The 18,077-nt window shown below is 61.4% G+C and carries 15 protein-coding genes; 5 read left to right on the top strand and 10 right to left on the bottom strand.

Going from position 1 to position 18,077, the window contains the following annotated elements; genetic code table 11:
* Positions 1 to 165 precede the first annotated feature (165 nt).
* Entirely contained in the window at positions 166 to 1,206 is a 1,041-nt protein-coding gene (locus G405_RS0114080) for a helix-turn-helix domain-containing protein (RefSeq protein ID WP_022702167.1), read from the top strand.
* A gap of 7 nt (positions 1,207 to 1,213) precedes the next feature.
* Here the strand turns inward: G405_RS0114080 and smpB are convergent, their stop codons facing one another.
* Both smpB and dapA read right to left on the bottom strand, forming a co-directional pair.
* Positions 1,214 to 1,684 (bottom strand): SsrA-binding protein SmpB, encoded by a 471-nt coding sequence (smpB, locus tag G405_RS0114075; RefSeq protein ID WP_022702166.1) that lies wholly within the window; start codon positions 1,682 to 1,684, stop codon positions 1,214 to 1,216.
* Positions 1,681 to 2,553 carry a 4-hydroxy-tetrahydrodipicolinate synthase gene (gene dapA, locus G405_RS0114070; RefSeq protein ID WP_022702165.1) on the bottom strand — a complete coding sequence of 291 codons (873 nt, stop codon included), beginning with the start codon at positions 2,551 to 2,553 and terminating at the stop codon, positions 1,681 to 1,683. The genes smpB and dapA overlap by 4 nt, the downstream gene beginning before the upstream one ends.
* 147 nt (positions 2,554 to 2,700) lie before the next feature.
* On the opposite strand from dapA, the gene G405_RS16215 reads away from it, so the two are divergent.
* A complete protein-coding gene (locus tag G405_RS16215) occupies positions 2,701 to 4,797 on the top strand; it encodes a lytic transglycosylase domain-containing protein (protein WP_022702164.1) in 2,097 nt (698 codons plus the stop codon).
* Between the two features lie 82 nt (positions 4,798 to 4,879).
* On the opposite strand, the gene G405_RS0114060 is transcribed toward G405_RS16215, so the two are convergent.
* A complete protein-coding gene (locus G405_RS0114060) occupies positions 4,880 to 5,866 on the bottom strand; it encodes a threonine ammonia-lyase (RefSeq protein WP_022702163.1) in 987 nt (328 codons plus the stop codon).
* 152 nt (positions 5,867 to 6,018) lie between these two features.
* On the opposite strand from G405_RS0114060, the gene G405_RS0114055 reads away from it, so the two are divergent.
* From G405_RS0114055 to G405_RS16210, 3 genes are all read left to right on the top strand, one after another.
* The gene (locus G405_RS0114055) at positions 6,019 to 7,650 is read left to right on the top strand and encodes a long-chain-fatty-acid--CoA ligase (RefSeq protein ID WP_028284836.1); all 1,632 of its coding nucleotides are present in this window, start codon (positions 6,019 to 6,021) and stop codon (positions 7,648 to 7,650) included.
* A gap of 138 nt (positions 7,651 to 7,788) precedes the next feature.
* Complete coding sequence (locus G405_RS0114050; RefSeq protein ID WP_022702161.1) at positions 7,789 to 7,971, top strand: superinfection immunity protein; 183 nt, start codon at positions 7,789 to 7,791, stop codon at positions 7,969 to 7,971.
* 72 nt (positions 7,972 to 8,043) lie between these two features.
* Positions 8,044 to 9,438: a methyl-accepting chemotaxis protein gene (locus G405_RS16210; protein WP_022702160.1), complete on the top strand. Its 1,395-nt coding sequence runs from the start codon at positions 8,044 to 8,046 to the stop codon at positions 9,436 to 9,438.
* 49 nt (positions 9,439 to 9,487) lie between these two features.
* Here G405_RS16210 and G405_RS0114040 read toward each other — a convergent pair whose 3' ends face one another.
* From G405_RS0114040 to G405_RS0114005, 7 genes are all read right to left on the bottom strand, one after another.
* Positions 9,488 to 10,159: a nitroreductase family protein gene (locus G405_RS0114040; protein ID WP_022702159.1), complete on the bottom strand. Its 672-nt coding sequence runs from the start codon at positions 10,157 to 10,159 to the stop codon at positions 9,488 to 9,490.
* 47 nt (positions 10,160 to 10,206) lie between these two features.
* Positions 10,207 to 11,241 (bottom strand): L-threonine 3-dehydrogenase, encoded by a 1,035-nt coding sequence (tdh, locus tag G405_RS0114035; protein ID WP_022702158.1) that lies wholly within the window; start codon positions 11,239 to 11,241, stop codon positions 10,207 to 10,209.
* 92 nt (positions 11,242 to 11,333) lie between these two features.
* A complete protein-coding gene (locus G405_RS0114030) occupies positions 11,334 to 12,515 on the bottom strand; it encodes a hypothetical protein (RefSeq protein ID WP_022702157.1) in 1,182 nt (393 codons plus the stop codon).
* A 206-nt stretch (positions 12,516 to 12,721) separates the two neighbouring features.
* A complete protein-coding gene (locus tag G405_RS0114025; protein WP_022702156.1) occupies positions 12,722 to 14,140 on the bottom strand; it encodes an amidohydrolase family protein in 1,419 nt (472 codons plus the stop codon).
* A gap of 190 nt (positions 14,141 to 14,330) precedes the next feature.
* The gene (locus tag G405_RS17045) at positions 14,331 to 15,143 is read right to left on the bottom strand and encodes a hypothetical protein (RefSeq protein ID WP_156861553.1); all 813 of its coding nucleotides are present in this window, start codon (positions 15,141 to 15,143) and stop codon (positions 14,331 to 14,333) included.
* Positions 15,143 to 16,348 (bottom strand): glycine C-acetyltransferase, encoded by a 1,206-nt coding sequence (locus G405_RS0114010; protein WP_022702153.1) that lies wholly within the window; start codon positions 16,346 to 16,348, stop codon positions 15,143 to 15,145. Before G405_RS0114010 ends, G405_RS17045 begins: the two co-directional genes overlap by 1 nt.
* Positions 16,349 to 16,389: 41 nt before the next feature.
* Entirely contained in the window at positions 16,390 to 18,036 is a 1,647-nt protein-coding gene (locus G405_RS0114005; RefSeq protein ID WP_022702152.1) for a thiamine pyrophosphate-dependent enzyme, read from the bottom strand.
* Positions 18,037 to 18,077: the final 41 nt, after the last annotated feature.

Genomic DNA, 18,077 nt, shown 5'->3' with positions numbered 1-18,077 from the left:
AAGCCGTGGAATATCGCTATGACTATCCGTGTACAGCGCGTCTCAAATCATCGACATATCGTCCCAAACAGGCGTGAAGGACGAGAATAGTGTTCCGATGACGCTAACTCGCCTTATAGAGGTATTTCAGGCAGCCCCTGACGTGAGCGCCAGAGGGCGAATTGTATGAGCACACTGGACCGGTCAATCTTTGACACCCGCAGCGTCGACCCTCAGGAGCGGTTCGCGGTCTGGCGTGACAGCATCAATGTGGTCTTCGACGCCAAAATCGATATGCGGATCACGCCGACCCGTTTTCATGCGCAGGTTGACGCCACAGCGCTGGGCCAGATCGTTCTGGGCCGCATCACATCAGAAACCCAGTCCTTTGAACGACCGCCACAGAAAATCCTCACCGACGGTCTGGACAGCTATATCGTGCAGGTCTTCACCAAGGGTCATTGTGAAGTCCAGGATGGCCGGACGGTGCGTCAGGTCCGATCCGGCGACATCTACATCATTGACGCCAGCGCGCCCCTACAAGCGGTCGATTACGGATTTCAGACCGTGTCCGCTGTTATCCCGCGCAATCTGCTCAGCCGCAGACTGGTCGCCGCGGACGGTCATCACCGCCGCGTCATCCCCAGGGAAACAGCGCTCGCCAAGTTGCTTTACGGGTTCATCCTGTCACTGGACGCCAATCGCGCCGATATGACCCTTGATGAAGGGCTGGCCTCGATCGAGCCGCTGCTGAGCCTGACCGAAAGCATCCTCAACGCCCGCTCCGAACAAGCATCCGTCAGTCTTGATGACGCCGCCATTGATTTTGCGGTCGTGAACGCCGTCCTGGATTTCATCGACGACAATCTTGGCGACCCCGCCTTGAGTCCGGAGATGATAGCGTCCGCTTTGGGGTTGTCCCGATCGCGGCTTTATCGCCTGTTTCACCATCTGGACGGCATTGCGAGCGAGATCCGGCGCCGCCGTTTGCGCAGAAGCTTGCATGATCTTCTGAACCCCGGTCAGCTCGGATTGCAGATAAGCGAAATCGCTTACCGATGGGGTTTCAGGTCAGATAGCGATTATATCCGAGCCTTTAAACGCCAGTACGGCCTGACGCCCGGTCAAGCCAAAGCCGCGCGCACAGCCGTCCTTTCATCAGAGCCGAAAGCCGAAACAGTCACCCAGCAGAGCTATGACGCCTGGATCCGCGCTTTCTCCAGATAGCTCTTGCCTAGCCGAAATTCTTCATCAGGCGGGATTTCTGGCGCTGCCAGTCGCGTTCTTTCTTGGTCTCGCGCTTGTCCACGGTCTTCTTGCCCTTGGCGAGCGCGATCTGAAGCTTGGCGATGCCGCGTTCGTTGAAATACATGCGCAAGGGCACAACCGTGCGGCCATCGCGCGCGACTGAACCTGCGATCTTGTTGATCTCTTTTTTCTTCAGCAGCAATTTGCGACGCCGACGCGGCGCATGGTTGAAGCGGTTGCCATGGTCGTAGGGCGGGATGTCAGCATTGATCAGATAGATCTCGTTATCTTCAGGACTGACATAGGATTCCGCGATATTGGCCTTGCCCGCACGCAGGGACTTCACCTCGGTGCCCAAGAGCTGGATGCCGGCTTCAAACGTGTCTTCCAGCTCATAGTCGAACCGGGCGCGCCGATTGACCGCCACTACGCCGTTATCGTCTTTTTTCTTGCTCATAGCAGACCACAGCCTTCCATCGCTGCGCGGACTTTCACCTTCACGGTGTCAGGGCACGCAACCAGCGGCAGGCGAACCTCCTCGTCACACAGGCCCAGAAGCGACAGCGCGTATTTGCTCGGCCCCGGACTCGGCGACGCGAACAGCGCCTCATGCAAGGGCTGCAGACGATCATTCAGCGTCCGAGCCTCTTCCCAGCGACCGTCCTGGCAGGCGCTCTGAAACCGGGCGCACAATTCCGGCGCCACATTGGAGGTCACAGAGATCGCGCCGTGTCCCCCATGGGCGTTATAGCCCAGAGCCGAAGCGTCCTCGCCAGACAGCTGGATGAAGTCTTCGCCAATCACATTGCGATGCCGCGTGACACGCTGAATGTCGCCCGTTGCGTCCTTCACGCCCATGATATTGGGATGGCGCGCCAACTCCGCCATGGTCTCCACTGAGATATCAACAATGGACCGGCCCGGAATATTGTAGACGATGATCGGCAGAGCGACGGCGTCCGCAATGGCGGTGAAATGGGCGATGATCCCGTCCTGGGACGGCTTGTTATAATACGGCGCCACGACCAGACCGGCGTCCGCGCCGATCCGCTTGGCGTGTTCCTGCAGCTCGATAGTCGCTGCTGTGGCGTTCACGCCGACCCCTGCGATCACAGGAACCCGTCCCGCAGCAATCTCCACGCACAGCTCGACGCTGCGCAGCCGCTCGGCATGGGTCAGGGTGGGCGTTTCCGCTGTCGTGCCCGCCGGAACAAGCGCAGCCGTTCCGGCCGCGATCTGACGCTCGATCAGGGCTGCGAAGGCTTTCTCGTCAACGGCGCCGTTCTTGAACGGAGTGACGAGCGCTGTCAGGGAGCCTTTGAACATGGGACGGACCTTCATCGGAACTTCAAATTCGGGCGCGGACCATACGCGCCGCACCGATTTGCGCCAAGTGCAGAGGACAATCATGGACAGCGGCTTGCACTTGGCTCACCCTGCTGTTTATCCGGCTCTTACATAGGACATACAGACGTGACCCTGGCCCGCGCCGCGCTGTTCCTGCTCGCCCTCTCCCTGCCGCTGTCTGCTGCGACGGCGCAAACGCCTGCACCGCGGCTGAAACCGCCCGTGCCCAACCATTCCATCTTGCTGTCAGACGCCGATTTTACGGCCTTCAGGCGCGGCATGCGCGCCGCCGATGATGACGATTGGGATGATGTGCGCGCCGCCATCATCACGCTGGACAATCCGGTCGCTGACCATGTCCTGCTGTGGCGGATCGCGGTCAGCGACGCCCGTGCGCCGTTTTCAGACCTTGATCGCGCCATTGACGAGCTTGAAGGCTGGCCGCGCCAGGCTTCAATTCGCCGAGAAGCGGAATGGAAGATCGAGGATTCCGGGCTCAGCCCGGCCCTGATCGTCGCCTGGTTTGAAGATCGCGAACCGGTCACCGGCGAGGGCCGCATCGCCTTGGGCGAATCCCTGATCGCGCTAGGGCGCGAGGATGAAGGCGCCGAGCAAATCCGCACCGCCTGGCGCACCCAGAGCCTGCGTCTGTCAAATCAACGCGATGTGCTGCGCGAGCATGGCGGGCTTCTGACCAATGACGATCACGCCGCCCGCGTCGACTTTCTGCTTTGGGCCGGTCAGCGCACCGCCGCCAGCCGCCTCCTGCCGGAGCTCTCCGCGGGGGAACGCCGCGTCGCGGAAGCGCGCATACGCCTTGCCAGCCGCTCCAGCGGCGTGGATGGCGCGGTTTCAGCTGTCCCTGACTCGCTGAGCGATACGCCGGGCCTGGTGTATGAGCGCGCCCGCTGGCGCCGCCGCAGGGGTCTGGACACTTCACTGGAGCTGCTGCTGGAACTGCCTGACAGCTATGACAATGACGCGGCGCTGGAATCCATGTGGACCGAGCGCAAGCTGATGATCCTGGACCTGATCCGGGACCGCGAATTCGAAACCGCTTATGAGCTCGCCGCCGCGAACGGCATGGAGCGCGGCGTTGAATTCGCTGACGCCGAATTCCTGGCGGGTTGGCTGGCGCTGACGAAACTCGATCAGCCCGGCGTCGCCTTCGCGCATTTTGAGCGGCTTGAAAGCGGCGTCACCACGCCCGTCTCCACCTCACGCGCGCTCTACTGGCAGGGCCGCGCCGCCGAGGCGTCCGGCGAACTGGAACTCGCCTCAGACCGCTTCACCGCGGCGGCCAGATACCCCACCGCCTATTACGGTCAGCTCGCCATCCTGGCGCTCGGGCCGGACGCAGCGGAGCTTGATCTGCCGCCTGACCCCGATCCCAGCGAAGAAGCGCGCGCCGCCTTCAACGCCCGGCCTGAAATTCAGGCCCTGCGTTTGCTCGCGGAAGTGAATGCGGACTATCTGTTCCGGGTCTTCATGTATCATTTTGACGATGAGATGCAGACGCCTGAAGAACAGGCCATGATCACTGACATTGCGCTGGAATACTTCCAGATCCGTCAGGCGGTCCGCGCTGCAAAAGCCGGGCGCCTGCAGGGTATGATCCTGGCGGAACGCGCCTACCCGCTGATCGACCTGCCGGACGCTGCGCCCATGGCGCCTGAAGCGGCCCTGACCTATTCCGTTATTCGTCAGGAGACCGAATTTGATCCCCAGGCCGTGTCCGGCGCCGGCGCGCGCGGTCTCATGCAGATGATGCCCGCCACCGCGCGCCAGACCGCGCGACAGCTGGATATGCCCTATAACTTCCAATGGCTGACTGATGACCCGGGGTACAACCTGACCCTGGGCATGGCCCACCTTCAGGAGGTGGTGACGGATTACGAAGGCTCTCTGGTGATGGCGCTCGCCGCCTATAACGCCGGCGGGCATCGGGTGCGGCGCTGGGTGAACAACTATGGCGATCCGCGCACCGATGACATCGACCCGATTGACTGGGTGGAGTCCATCCCGTTCTCGGAAACGCGCAATTACGTCCAGCGCATCATCGAGAACCTGCAGGTTTATCGCGCGCGTCTGAACAATGGCGAAGCCACGCCGCTTAACATCACACAGGATCTGTCGGGGCAGTTCTCGCGCGACCTTCCGCGGCCCTGCCCGATGATTTCGTCGCCGCCCTGCGGGAAGCTCAGGCTCTTGAGAGAGCGCTAGAAGAGGAGGCGGACGCCGCCGCCCCGGACGCGCCGGTCCTGACTGAGCCGAATGAAGATGCAGAAGGCGGCGCCGAAGGCCGTTAGAGCGCGCTGGACAGCGCTTGTTGAAAGACGGCGCTGTCCACATTCCCGCCCGTCAGCACGACGACTGTCGTTTTGCCCTTCGCATCGATCTTGCCCGACAGAAGCGCCGCCAAAGCCGCCGCTCCGCCCGGCTCAAGCACGAGCTTGAGCGTTTCAAATCCGAAACGCACCGCCTGCATCGCTTCCAGATCGCTCACAACCCCGACGCCTGCAAGGCGCGGCTGATTGATGGCGAACGTCAGATCCCCAGGCGTTTCCGTCAGTAACGCATCACAAAGCGACCCCGCCTTGCGGACATTGCCGACCTTGTGACCGCTCGCAAGCGACCGCGCGTGATCATCGAACTCTTCCGGCTCCGCGCCATAAACCGCAGTTTCAGGCGACAGCGCCTGCGCGGCCAGATTGATGCCGGCGATCAGGCCGCCGCCGCCCACACAGCAGATCAGCTGATCCGCGTGAACGCCGTCAGTCTTGAGCGTTTCAAAGATTTCCAGTCCGCACGTCCCCTGCCCGGCGATGACGTCGGGATGGTCGTAAGACGGAATCAGGGCCGCGCCGCTGGCGTCACACAGCGCCTGTGCGATCTCTTCGCGGCTTTCAGTCGCCCGGTCATAGGCGCGGATCTCGGCGCCGCGCGCCAGAACCCCCGCCTTTTTCACGTCTGGCGCATCTTCAGGCATCACGATGATCGCCTTGATCCCCAGGATGCGCGCGGCTTCTGCGACGCCCTGGGCGTGATTGCCGGACGAAAACGCCACCACGCCCTTGCGCGCTTGTGATTCGCTCAGCTTGGACAATGCGTTATAGGCGCCGCGAAACTTGAAGGTGCCGGTCCGCTGCAAGCATTCCGCTTTTAAAAGAATTCTCCCGCCCACTCTGTCATCCAGCGCCGCATTGGTCAGCAAGGGCGTGCGGACCGCCTGATCTTTCAAGCGTGCGGCGGCTGCACGGACATCATCGAAGTCAGGAAGCGGAGACGTCATGGCTGCAAAGCCTTTCGAACTTTTGTGCGGCTGCAAGAAACTGGTGCGAAAGGGATTGCGTACTGCGCTTCCGGGCCTTTTGATAGGCGTAACAACAAAACGAACCAGCGCTCGGCTCTGCTGAGCGTCAGGTTACAGGGGAGGACTGAGCCTTGCTACGCGGTCAGATGATGAACCGTCCGCTCATGATTGCGGACATTTTACACCATGCAGCTCTCAACCATGGCCAGCGCGAAATCGTGTCGCGCCTGCCCGATACGGGCGAAATTCACCGCTATGGCTATGCCGATTGCTATAAGCGGACCCAACAGCTCGCCAATGTCCTGACAGGACCGCTGAAGGTGAAACCGGGCGACCGGATCACCACCATCGCCTGGAACACCCACCGGCATATGGAGCTCTATTACGCCGTGTCCGGCATTGGCGCAGTCGTACACACCGCCAATCCGCGTCTCAGCCCCGAACAGCTCGCCTGGATCATTGATCACGCCAAGGCCAAGCACGTCTTCTTTGACGTGACCTTCGCGCCGCTGGTCGATGCGGTGGCCAAGCATTGCAAGACGGTCAAGCGCTGGATCGCCATGACAAGCGAAGCGACCAAGCCGCAGACCAAGACCAAGGTCGATATTTACGAGACCCTGCTTGCTAACGCGCATGATGAATTTGATTTCCCCGAGTTCGATGAGAACGCCGCCGCAGGGCTGTGCTACACCTCCGGCACCACGGGCGATCCCAAGGGCGCGCTCTATTCGCACCGCTCAACGGTGCTTCACGCCATGGCCTGCTGCAGCGTGGACGCGATCGGGGTCGGCGCTGACGGCGTGGTGATGCCGGTGGTGCCCATGTTCCACGTCAACGCCTGGGGCGTGCCCTACGCCGCCGCCATGGCGGGCGCGAAACTGGTCATGCCCGGCGCGCAGCTTGACGGTGAGAGCCTGCAGGGCCTGATCGAGGGCGAAGAGGTCAACCAGGTTCTGGGCGTGCCCACGGTCTGGCTGGGCCTGCTTCAGTATCTGCGCGATAGCGGCAAACGGATCGATTGCGTCCAGAAAGTGCTGATGGGCGGCTCGGCCATGCCCGAAGCGCTGATGCGCGCTTACGAAGATGAATACGGCGTCGAGATGCAGCAAGGCTGGGGCATGACCGAAATGAGCCCGCTGGGCACGGTCGGCAAGCTTCTGCCCAAGCATGAAGAGCTGACCGATGACGAGAAAGTCGGCATCAAGCTCAAGCAGGGCCGCCTCCTGTTTGGCGTGGAAATGCGCACCGTGGACGATGACGGCAATGTCCTGCCGCGCGACGGCCAGTCCGCCGGCCATATTCATGTGCGCGGCCCTTGGATCATCGACAGCTATTATCGCGGCGCAGGCCCGGACAGCTTCACCGATGACGGCTGGTTCAAGACCGGTGATGTGGGACATATCGATCAGGATGGCTATATGACCATCACGGACCGCTCCAAGGACGTGATCAAGTCCGGCGGCGAATGGGTCAGCTCGATTGATCTGGAAAACGCCGCCATGGGCCACCCCGATGTGGCGATGGCTGCAGCCGTGGGCATGCCCCACCCCAAATGGCAGGAGCGTCCGCTGCTGATCGTGCAGCCCAAGCCCAACACCACGCCGACGCCGGACTCCATCCGTGAGTATCTGTCGACGCGGGTTCCGAAATGGTGGCTGCCGGATGGCATCGAGTTCATCGACGAAATGCCCCTTGGCGCCACGGGCAAGATCCTCAAGACCAAGCTGCGCGAGATGTTCAAGGACTACACCTTCCCTGAATAAGTCGCGTGCTGACACAGCTTGCTTCTCAAAACCCCGGCGCAGCGCGCCGGGGTTTTTTGTCGCCACCTTACGAGATCGTCACTTGCGGATTGTCGCCACCCTCCCCACATTTATCGACAAACAATAAGGAGGTTGGTCATGGACATTATGATTCTGCTGGCGGTGCTGCATTTCCTGCCCACGCTGATCGCGCTGGTGCGCGGTCACCACAATGGATTTGCGATATTCCTGACCAATCTGCTGTTGGGCTGGACCGTCATCGGCTGGCTGATCGCCCTGATCTGGTCGTGCACAGCGGTTGAGCGACGTATTCGGGCTTAGCCAAGGCTTTGTGAACCCTGCGTTTACCAATCACTGGCTACCCGTAGACCCCTATTCGTATGGGGAAACTTTATGCTCAGTTTTGGACGCAAGGCCGTGTCGAACGTCGCGGATCATCAAGCCGTGGCATCACAAGACTACGCAGAAACGCAGTCTGTGTCCGCGAAGCTCGCTGAGGCTATCACCGCCATCAAGGTGGGGCGCGCTCCCGATCTGAGCGCCTTGCCTCACGAGGCGGCGGAGGCGCTGAACGACCTGCATCAGGAACTGAAACGCCGTAACGCCGCCGAGCTGGAGCGAACGGTGAACGCGTCCATGCAGGATTCCAACGCCATGGCGGCAGTCTCGCGCGCCACTGGCGAAGTCCGGAAAATGGATAAGCACGCCAGCGGCATGTCCAGTGCGGTGGAAGAACTGGACTTCTCCATTCATGAGATCAACAAGCTCGCCAGCCGCGGCGCAGACTCCCTGGGCGCGTGCGTTGAGCAGTCTCAATCCGGTCTTGAAGCGGTTCGGCTGACCCGCTCGGAAAGCGAACAGCTGGGCGGCGCGTTTGAAACGATTACCGGCCGGGTCACCGATCTGGAACAGGCGTCCCGCCAGATCGCCGAGATCGTGGACACGATCGCCGCTATCGCAGATCAGACCAACCTTTTGGCGCTGAACGCCACCATCGAAGCCGCTCGCGCCGGCGAAGCCGGCAAGGGCTTCGCCGTGGTGGCCGGCGAGGTGAAGGCGCTCTCAGGTCAAACCGCCAAAGCGACAGAAGACATTCGCCTGCGCATGGAGCATTTGCAGCGCCAGGTCACCGCCATCACCGAGGCCGTGTCACACTCTTCCAACTCCATTCACGCCGGTATTGACGCCGCCAACTCGTCCGAGCAAGCCGTCAACACGGTCACCGACAAGGTGCGTGAAAGCGCGCAGATCGTGTCCGACATCGCCCGCCTGATCGCAGAACAGTCCAAGGCGACCACCGATCTGTCGCAATCGGTCACCCAGATCGCAGACGGCGCAACAAAGGCGCGCGAGCGGGTCGAAAATGTGGTTGAGGCGAGCGCTGGCACCGAATCCACGATCGGCCAGACCCTCAGCGCGCTCAGCGACCGCCATATCGACAATTTCGTACTGCATTGCGCGAAGTCTGACCATTTGTTGTGGAAGAAACGCCTCAACAGCATGCTGGTAGGCGCGACCAAGCTGTCTGAAAGCGAGCTGTCCGACCACCGGTCATGCCGTCTGGGCAAATGGTATGAAAAGGCGCGCAGCCAGTATGGCTCCATCCCGGCCTTTATCGCGATTGAGCCCCCGCACGCTCGCGCCCACGAATGCGGCAAACGCGCCGCCCGTCTTTGCGCGCAAGGCGATCTCGACGGCGCCGAAGCCGCTGTGGAAGAGATGGAAGCCGCGTCGGAAGATGTGCTGACCGCGCTCGATCGCCTGATGGCGGATCTCAGCAAAAGCTAAGCAAGACAGCGCCAGCGATGCTGTTGCACCGCTGGCGCGTCTTCAGGCCTTATCGAAAATCACTGATCTCAGAGAGCGCTTTCTTCTCCAGCGCATGAAGCGGCACCTGAGCGCCATCCGCCGGATAGCCGCAGACGATCAGCATCATTGGCTTTTCGGTCGCCGGGCGCTCGCAGATCTCGGTCAGGAACCCCATGGGATTGGGCGTATGGGTCAGGGTGGCGAGGCCCGCCTGATGCAGGCTTGCGATCAGCAGCCCGCAGGCGATGCCGACGCTTTCAGAGACATAATAGTTCTTCCGGTCATCCCCCGGCTTCGGCCCGCCGCGACGCTGGGCGAAGACGGCGATGATCCACGGCGCGGTTTCCAGAAACGGCTTGCTGGCGTCGGTGCCCAGAGGCTCCAGAGCCTCAAGCCATTCCGCGCTGGCCTTGCCCTCATAGAAGGCGCGTTCTTCCGCTTCCGCCGCCTCACGCAATTTTGTCCGCAAGGGCCCCTGCCCCAGAACGGTAAAATGCCAGGGCTGGTGATTGGCGCCATTGGGCGCCGTGCCCGCAGTCAGGATCGACGTCTCGATGATCTCGCGCGGCACAGGCCGGTCGGAGAAATCGCGCACCGTGCGCCGCTGGCGCATGATCTCATAAAACGCATTCGCCCTGTCGCGCATCTCGGCTTCGGGCAGTTCGGAGAATTCAAGTTGGGTCACAGGATGGGTGGTCATGGGCGCATTCTGTGACAGAACGCGCCCTGACGCCATTCACGAAGTGACTACACCTGCGTCCAATCCAGGATCACCTTGCCCGCCTTGCCTGAGCGCATGGCGTCAAAACCGGTCTGGTATTCGGTCGCCGGCAGGCGGTGGGTAATGAGCTGGCTGACATCAAGGCCCGATTGCAGCATGGCCAGCATCTTGTGCCAGGTCTCGAACATTTCCCGGCCATAGATCCCCTTGAAGGTGATCGCGCGCATGATCAGGCTGCCCATGTCGAGATTGAACGGCTTGCCGGGCAGGCCCAGCATGGCGATCTTGCCGCCCATCACCATGTTCTCGACCATCTGGTTGAAGGCCGGTTCCGCGCCCGACATTTCAAGGCCCACATCAAAGCCTTCGGTCATCTTCAGACGGGCGCGCACATCGCGCAGATCGTCCTTGGTGGTGTTCACCGGCACAGCGGTCGGGCAGACCTTTTCCAAAAGCGCCAGGCGATCGGGGTTGATGTCGGTCACCGCGATATGACGCGCGCCGCAATGGCGCGCGACCGCAGCGGCCATGATGCCAATGGGTCCCGCGCCGGTGATCAGAACGTCTTCACCTACCAGATCAAAGGCCGTGGCGGTGTGAACGGCGTTGCCCAGCGGATCGAGGAAGGCCGCCTGCTCCATGGAGACGTCGTCAGGCAGCGGCACGGCGTTGAACGCGGGGATCACCAGATATTCGGCGAACGCGCCCGGCATGTTCACGCCCACGCCCTTGGTGTCGGGGTCCAGATGGAATCGCCCGGCGCGTACGGCGCGGGATTTCTCGCCCACCACATGGCCTTCGCCGGACACGCGCATGCCGACGGTCACCCGATGCACGTCGGAACCCACCGCCTCGATCACGCCGCCAAATTCATGGCCGACGACCATGGGCACGGGCACGTTTTTTTGCGCCCAAGCGTCCCAGTTATAGATATGCACGTCAGTGCCGCAGATGGCGGTGTTGTGCACGCGGATCAGGACGTCGTCCGGCCCGATCTCGGGCTTGTCGACATCTTGCAACCACAGGCCTTCTTCGGCTTTGGCTTTGACCAGGGCTTTCATACGGGGGCTCCCAATTGAGAGGTGGACGTCTCAACTCGCTTTGATCACGCCGCGCGTTGAAAGAAAAGAGCGCCCCTCACCGGGGATGCGTCTCACCCCTCATGACCATGCACGGGCGGTGGGATGATCCGGGCGATCAGGCCCGCATTGGGAAAGGGCGCGGTCAGCACGCGCCGCACCGGCGTCCACGCGACCCCGAGCAGCACCACGATCCCGCCCAGCACCAGCAGGGTCGTCGCCACCACGCCCGCGCCGTCCAGGCCCAGCTGGTTCACGAGCACGCCAAGCGCGACGCCCGTCGTCAGCAGGCCTGATACGATCAAGGCGCGTCGGTTGATCAGAAGAGAGACCAGGGCGAACACCGCAATGACCAGCAAGGTGACGACAGCGGCGCGCATGGCGGCGGCGTCTTCTCCCCCTTCGGGAAAATAGATCATGCCGACAAAGCTATCCTGCGGGTCGATCCGCACGCCATTGATCGCCATCGTCAGGGCGGCGGAGAGGAGAACCGGCGCAGCGAAAAAGTGGAGCCAGAACCCTGTGCCCGACAGGCGTGTGGTTCGGGCGGGATCGCGCGCATCAAAGACGATTCCGGCCAGAAACAGCCCAAGCCCCATCAACAGGCTGGCGAGCGGGTTGAAGACCATGAAGCTGTAAGGGTCGATCACCAGCCAGATGCTCGCGGCCAGCGCCGCGATCGCCACGCCCAGAAGCCCGCCTGAGAACGGCAAGCGGAAGCTGGCGTAATACAGACCGACCGCCACCACGAAGAACGCCCCGATCATCACCGGCCAGCTGCGCAACGCCCAGCCGAGCTCGTTCAGCATCGCGCTGACAGTCTCTTCTTGAAAAACGCTCAGATGGTCAAAGGCGACCGCTGGATCAACCTCTGTCAGAAGCGGCAGAATGAAGGAGGTATAGAGCCAGACCAACAGCCCCCCGAAGCAGACCACGAACACCGCGCATAACACGATCCCCGGCAGGATGCGGCGCTGCCGCCCCACCAGCAATGCCGACAATCCCCAGGCGATGAGAGCGATCAGCCCGAGAAGCCCAAGCGAGACGAGTTCGGACGCCACCCCGTCCCGATCCAGATCCAGGGAGTCGTGAAACTGGACCGCCCCCAGGATGAGACCGGCAAACAGGATCAACACGCCTATGGTGGTGAAGATGTCGTGGAAGTTGTTGAGAAAGGGCAGCATTTCATCGCCCGGGCGGGCGCTGCTGGCAGCGCTCTCATCAGCTCCGTTCGCTGCAGTGCGCGTTTCGGTCATGGCGTCCCCCTTGCCAGGATCATGGTATCAAGACAGACACTGGCACGGGTTCGCCTCAAAAGCATGTGAAACCCGGTTCACCCCGCAAAGCATCCAGCGCACGAGTTTACCGGCGCGCTGCGCTCACACCGATACCAGCCAAGCGGGATGCGGGCGCGGCAAGAGCGGCGCCCAAGAGGCTTTAGCGCCGCCTCGCCCCTCCCCGTTTAGCGCGCCTGCAAGCTGTCGCGTGCGATCACCTCGCCGCGCAGGACCACCGTCTCGATGTCCCGCCAGGCGGCGACGCTCTCAAAGGGGTCTGAGCCCAGCAGGACCAGATTGGCGACATAGCCCGGCGCAATCTGGCCATACTCCGCCTCGAGACCGAACTGAGCAGCGATCGTGAGCGTGCCTGAGCGGAAAATCTCCGCCGCGCTCATCCCCGCTTCCGCCATCGCCTCCATCTCAAGCAGCGTGCACAGACCGGGCTGATTGATGGCGGTCGGACTGCCAGGACAGTCGCTCGCCAGCATCACGGGATGGCCCTCACCGTGCAGATAGGCGAGCGCGCGTTGGCCGCGCTGCACGCCGAAGCCGAAAATGTCGGCGATCTCGTCTCTGGGCATATCGGCGGGAAAATCAGACGCCAGCTCATCAGCGAACCAGTCCGCCCCACCCTCACGATAGAACGTCATCAGGGAGGCAGGCGTGACCGGCGCGAGATCGGGATTGTCGAGCGTTCCGGGGCGCACATGATCGGCCAGCCCCGCCATCACGCGCAAGGTGGGCATATATCCGGTCTCACTCTCAATCACCCGATCCAGCGTCTCCACCACGGGCGGTTCGCCCTCGGGCCATTGCCAGTTCCACAAGCCGTGCGCCATGACGCCCACGCCGTGATCGAGCGCGATCTGATACATGTCGATGGCGTTGGCGTGGACCAGAACCGGCATATTGCGCGCTTGGGCTTCGGCCTTGATCGCGTCCAGGGTTTCATCGCTCATCAGCGGCCAGTCGCTGGCCGCGCCGAAACCGTCTTCCAGATAGATTTTCACACAGACAGCGCCGTCCGCCTGCATGCGCGCGATAACGGGCGCCGCCTCGTCCGGCGCAGCGATGTCATAGGGATAGGCGCTTGCAGGATGATCGCCGGACCGCTGGTTGATCGGATAGCCGTCATGCGGTCCGGGAACCTCGCCACAGCGCAGCAGATCAGGATGTTGGGGCTGATCGGTGAAACCCTCCCAGCCTGTCAGCGGGGCCGGATCGAGCACTTGCGTCACGCCATGATAGAGCAGGCTGCGCGGCTGCTGCGTCATATAGGCGGCGACAAGATCAGGATGATCGGTTGCTGGCGGCATGCCTGCAGCGCCCATGCCCGGCACGAAGGAGACATGGTGATGGCTGTCTGTCAGCCCGGGGGCGAGGAACCGGCCCTGCCCGTCCAGCACGGTGTCGCCTTCATGGACCTCTATGGGATTGGCGCTGACCTCGACGATCCGGCCGTCTGTGATGCGCACCCATCGCCCTTCAAGCGCTGCGTCCTGTTCCGGACTGGCGAGGGTGACGTTGCGTATGACGAGATCGTCCGTCGAGGCCGCCGCCAGAGCAGCCATTACGGTGAACGCGAGTGAGGTAAAAGACATGATGCAAACTCCCAGACTGTCGGGTCTTTACATCATGTCAAATCAACCTTGAACCCTGATCCATGTCAGGACTGGCTTAAATTTCGGTCAGACAACACCCAGCTCCTTGCCGACCTTGGTGAAGGCGGCGACGGCGCGGTCAAATAGATATGCAAAAACTTGAAGTACTGAAATAGATTCAGCATGAAAATTAAGATCGAAGTACATCTGAAAAATCGAGTTCAGGAGGCTCTTGCTCCGCTGCAGCATGCCAAAACTCAAGTGCATATTGTGACCAAATCTGAGAAAGGTCCTCTAGCCCCAATGATGTCCTGTAAAATGCACCATATGCGTTATCTGCAACAACAATTCCCTCATCAACAGCATCAATTAAATCACCATATGTCAGAGAATAATCCTCAGGAATGCGATATTTTCTACGATCAGCTGAATGTAAAAGAGAATGAGACAACCGCTCCGATCGATGCGCTCTCACGCGACCATACGCCTCAGATTTCGAAAAGTTTTCAACTCTTTCAATAGCTACTTTAACTTCAAGCATTGCGTTACGCTCTTGCGCTTTCGCTCCTTTTATCCGTTGGCGCAATGTTTCCGCGAAGCTCATCTGGCGGACGCCACTGTCTTCATAGATTGAGTATTCACCTGAAGCACCCCAGCGACGAGCATTCCTTATAAATAGCTTTACTAGAGTGGCATCATTTTTTAGCGCATGCGCCGAAAGGCGAAGTGACCTATCACGCTCTCGCATTGGTCTTTGAATGTTAATCGGAGCGAATAGGCGCGCTAATCCCGCAACCATTTCATTGGTCAAAGAATGAAGTAAAAACTGCGCAACATTTCCCTTATACGTTCCTGAAAAACTTTGGAAAGCCCCGCCCTTCAAGGTTGCTTGCGCGTAGATTGCTCGTGCCTGAACAATACGGATAATATCAATTTCTGTCCGCTTACCAGCCTCAAGAAAATACTCAGGGTACTTTTTTTCAAGGCGACCAGCGTCTCCCATCAGACAACACCAAGCTCTTTACCGACCTTGGTGAAGGCGGCGACGGCGCGGTCGATCATCTCGGGCGTATGCGCGGCGCTCATCTGGGTGCGGATGCGGGCCTTGCCCTTGGGCACCACCGGATAGAAGAAGCCGATCACGTAGACGCCCTCCTCCATCAGCTTGTCCGCCATTTTCTGGCTCAGGGCGGCGTCGCCCAGCATCACCGGAATGATCGGGTGTTCACCCGGCAGCAGATCAAAGCCGGCGTCGGTCATGCCGGCGCGGAAGCGCTTGGCGTTGTCAAACAGCCGGGCGCGCAGATCATCGCCCTCGCGCACCATCTCCAGCGCTTTCAGGCTGGCGCCTGCGATGGCCGGGGCCAGCGAGTTGGAGAACAGATAGGGGCGCGAGCGCTGGCGCAGAATGTCGATCACCGGCTTTTTCGCCGCCGTGAAGCCGCCCATGGCGCCGCCGAGCGCCTTGCCCAGCGTACCGGTGATGATGTCGATCCGCCCCATGACGCCGCAATGCTCGTGGGTGCCGCGGCCCTTCGCGCCCATGAAGCCATGGGCGTGGCAATCATCGACCATGGTCAGGGCGTCATACTTGTCCGCCAGATCGCAAATGGACTTCAGATCCGCGATATAGCCGTCCATGGAGAACACGCCGTCCGTGACGATCAGAATCGTGCGCGCGCCATCCTTGCGGGCCTGTTTGAGCTGGGCTTCCAGATCATTCATGTCCGAATTGGCGTAGCGATAGCGCTTGGCCTTGCACAGACGCACGCCGTCAATGATCGAGGCGTGGTTCAGCGCGTCGGAGATGATCGCGTCTTCCGGGCCCAGAAGCGGTTCGAACAGGCCGCCATTGGCGTCAAACGCCGCTGCGTAGAGAATGGCGTCTTCCTGGCCGGTGAAGTCGGCGATGGCCGCTTCAAGCTCTTTGTGGACCTCCTGCGCGCCGCAGATGAAGCGAACCGACGCCACGCCATAGCCGTAGCGATCAAGCGCAGTCTTGGCGGCGTCGATCAGCTCGGGGCGGTTGGCGAGGCCGAGATAGTTATTCGCGCAGAAATTCAGAACATGGCGCTCGGTCCCGTCTGTCCCGCGCACATCGATCTCGGAATACTGCTGCGAGGTGATGGTGCGCTCGCGCTTGTACAGCCCGTCCGCATCGATCTCGGCGAGGGTTTCAGTCAGGCGGTCATAAAAGCTCTGGGACATGGGGGTGGACTCCCTGAAGGTCGGAAACGGATAGGTCTGACTTAGCTCAGTGTGAGCGTCTTGCCCGGCGCAATGTCAGCCAGGCTCTGTTTGACATGGATCAGGGCGGGCTTGCCCGCGTTCAAAGCCTGATCCAGAGCGTCAGCGAAGTCTTCGGTCCTGTCGACGAAATAGCCCGCGCAGCCGCACGCTTCCGCCATCAGTTTGAAATCAGGATTGGAGAGATCCGTCCCGCTGACCCGGCCCGGATAGGCGCGCTCCTGGTGCATGCGGATGGTGCCATAGGCGCCATTGTCAAAGACACACACCACGATGTTCGCGCCATGCTGGACGGCCGTCGCCAGCTCCGGCGCCGCCATCATGAAATCGCCATCTCCGCACACCGCGATCACCGGACGATCCGGGCAATGCAGCTTCGCGGCGATCGCAGCCGGCAGGCCATAGCCCATGGCGCCCGAAGTCGGCGCGAGCTGGCTGGGGCAGCACCGGTGCACCCAATAGCGATGCAGCCAGGCCGCAAAATTGCCCGCACCATTGGTCATGATCGCCTGACCGCCGAGCTTGTCTGACGTTTCGCGCCAGATGATCGACGGGTTCACATCACCCGTCACCTCAACCGGTTCGATCCAGGCGTCATAGGCGGCGCGGCATTGCTTGACCCAGTCAGCGCGAGCGGCTGCGTTGCCAGACTTGGCCGCGGCGCTGATCGCACTCAGCGCAGGACCGGCCTGGGCGGTGACGGCCAGTTTCGGGCGATACACACGGCCCAGCTCTTCCCCGCCCGGATGAATGTGAACCAGACGATCCGCCACGCCTTCGGGAACGTCGAACAGATCATAGCTCTGCGTGGTCATCTCCCCCAGGCGCGGGCCGACCGCGACGATCAGGTCCGCTTCGCGCAAAGCCGTCACGACGGCCGGGCATGCGCCAATGCCCGCCTCACCGCCATAATGGGAATGAGCATTATCAAACAGGTGCTTGACGCGGAAACTTGTCAGGATGGGGCAATTGGCGCGAACCGCGAAATCATGCAGCGCCTCACGGTCTTCATCGCGCCAGCCCGGCCCGCCCACCATCATCACAGGGCGCTCGGCCGCGTCGATCATCGCGGCGATTTCATGCGCTGTCTCGGCGGAGACTTCGCTGCGCGCCGGAACCAAAGCCGCAGCCTCGGGCGCGTCAGCGATCTCGGTCAGCATATCTTCAGGCAAGCCCACGACGACCGGTCCAGGCCGCCCGTTCATGGCGAGCGCAAAGGCGCGCATCATCATTTCAGGCACACGAGCGGGATCGCGGATCTCGAACGCCGCCTTGGCGAGCCCCGCAAAGGCCTGCGCATAATCGAGCTCCTGAAACGCCTCACGCCCTTCATCCTCACGGCGGACCTGTCCGACCAGCAAGATCATCGGCGTTGAGTCCTGAAGCGCCGTGTGGACCCCGACAGCGGCCTGGGTGGCGCCGGGCCCCCGTGTCACGAAACAAATGCCCGGACGCCCGGTCAGCTTGCCATGGGCTTCAGCCATATTGGCGGCCCCGGCTTCGTGACGGCACTGGATAAAGGGAATATCCACTTCAACCAATGCATCAAGGGCCGCCAGATAACTCTCACCAGGAACACCATAAATTCGCTCAACGCCATTGGCGGACAAAGCGGCGATTAGGTGCTGGGCGCCAGTGCGTGAAGGCATGATCGGGTTCTCCGCAAGAGTGGACCCGATCTGCTAACGCG

It is taken from the genome of Oceanicaulis alexandrii DSM 11625 (genome assembly GCF_000420265.1).
Lineage (GTDB): Bacteria > Pseudomonadota > Alphaproteobacteria > Caulobacterales > Maricaulaceae > Oceanicaulis > Oceanicaulis alexandrii.
The sequence above is the reverse complement of the archived record's forward strand: the minus strand, read 5'-3'. Positions and strand labels throughout refer to the sequence as shown.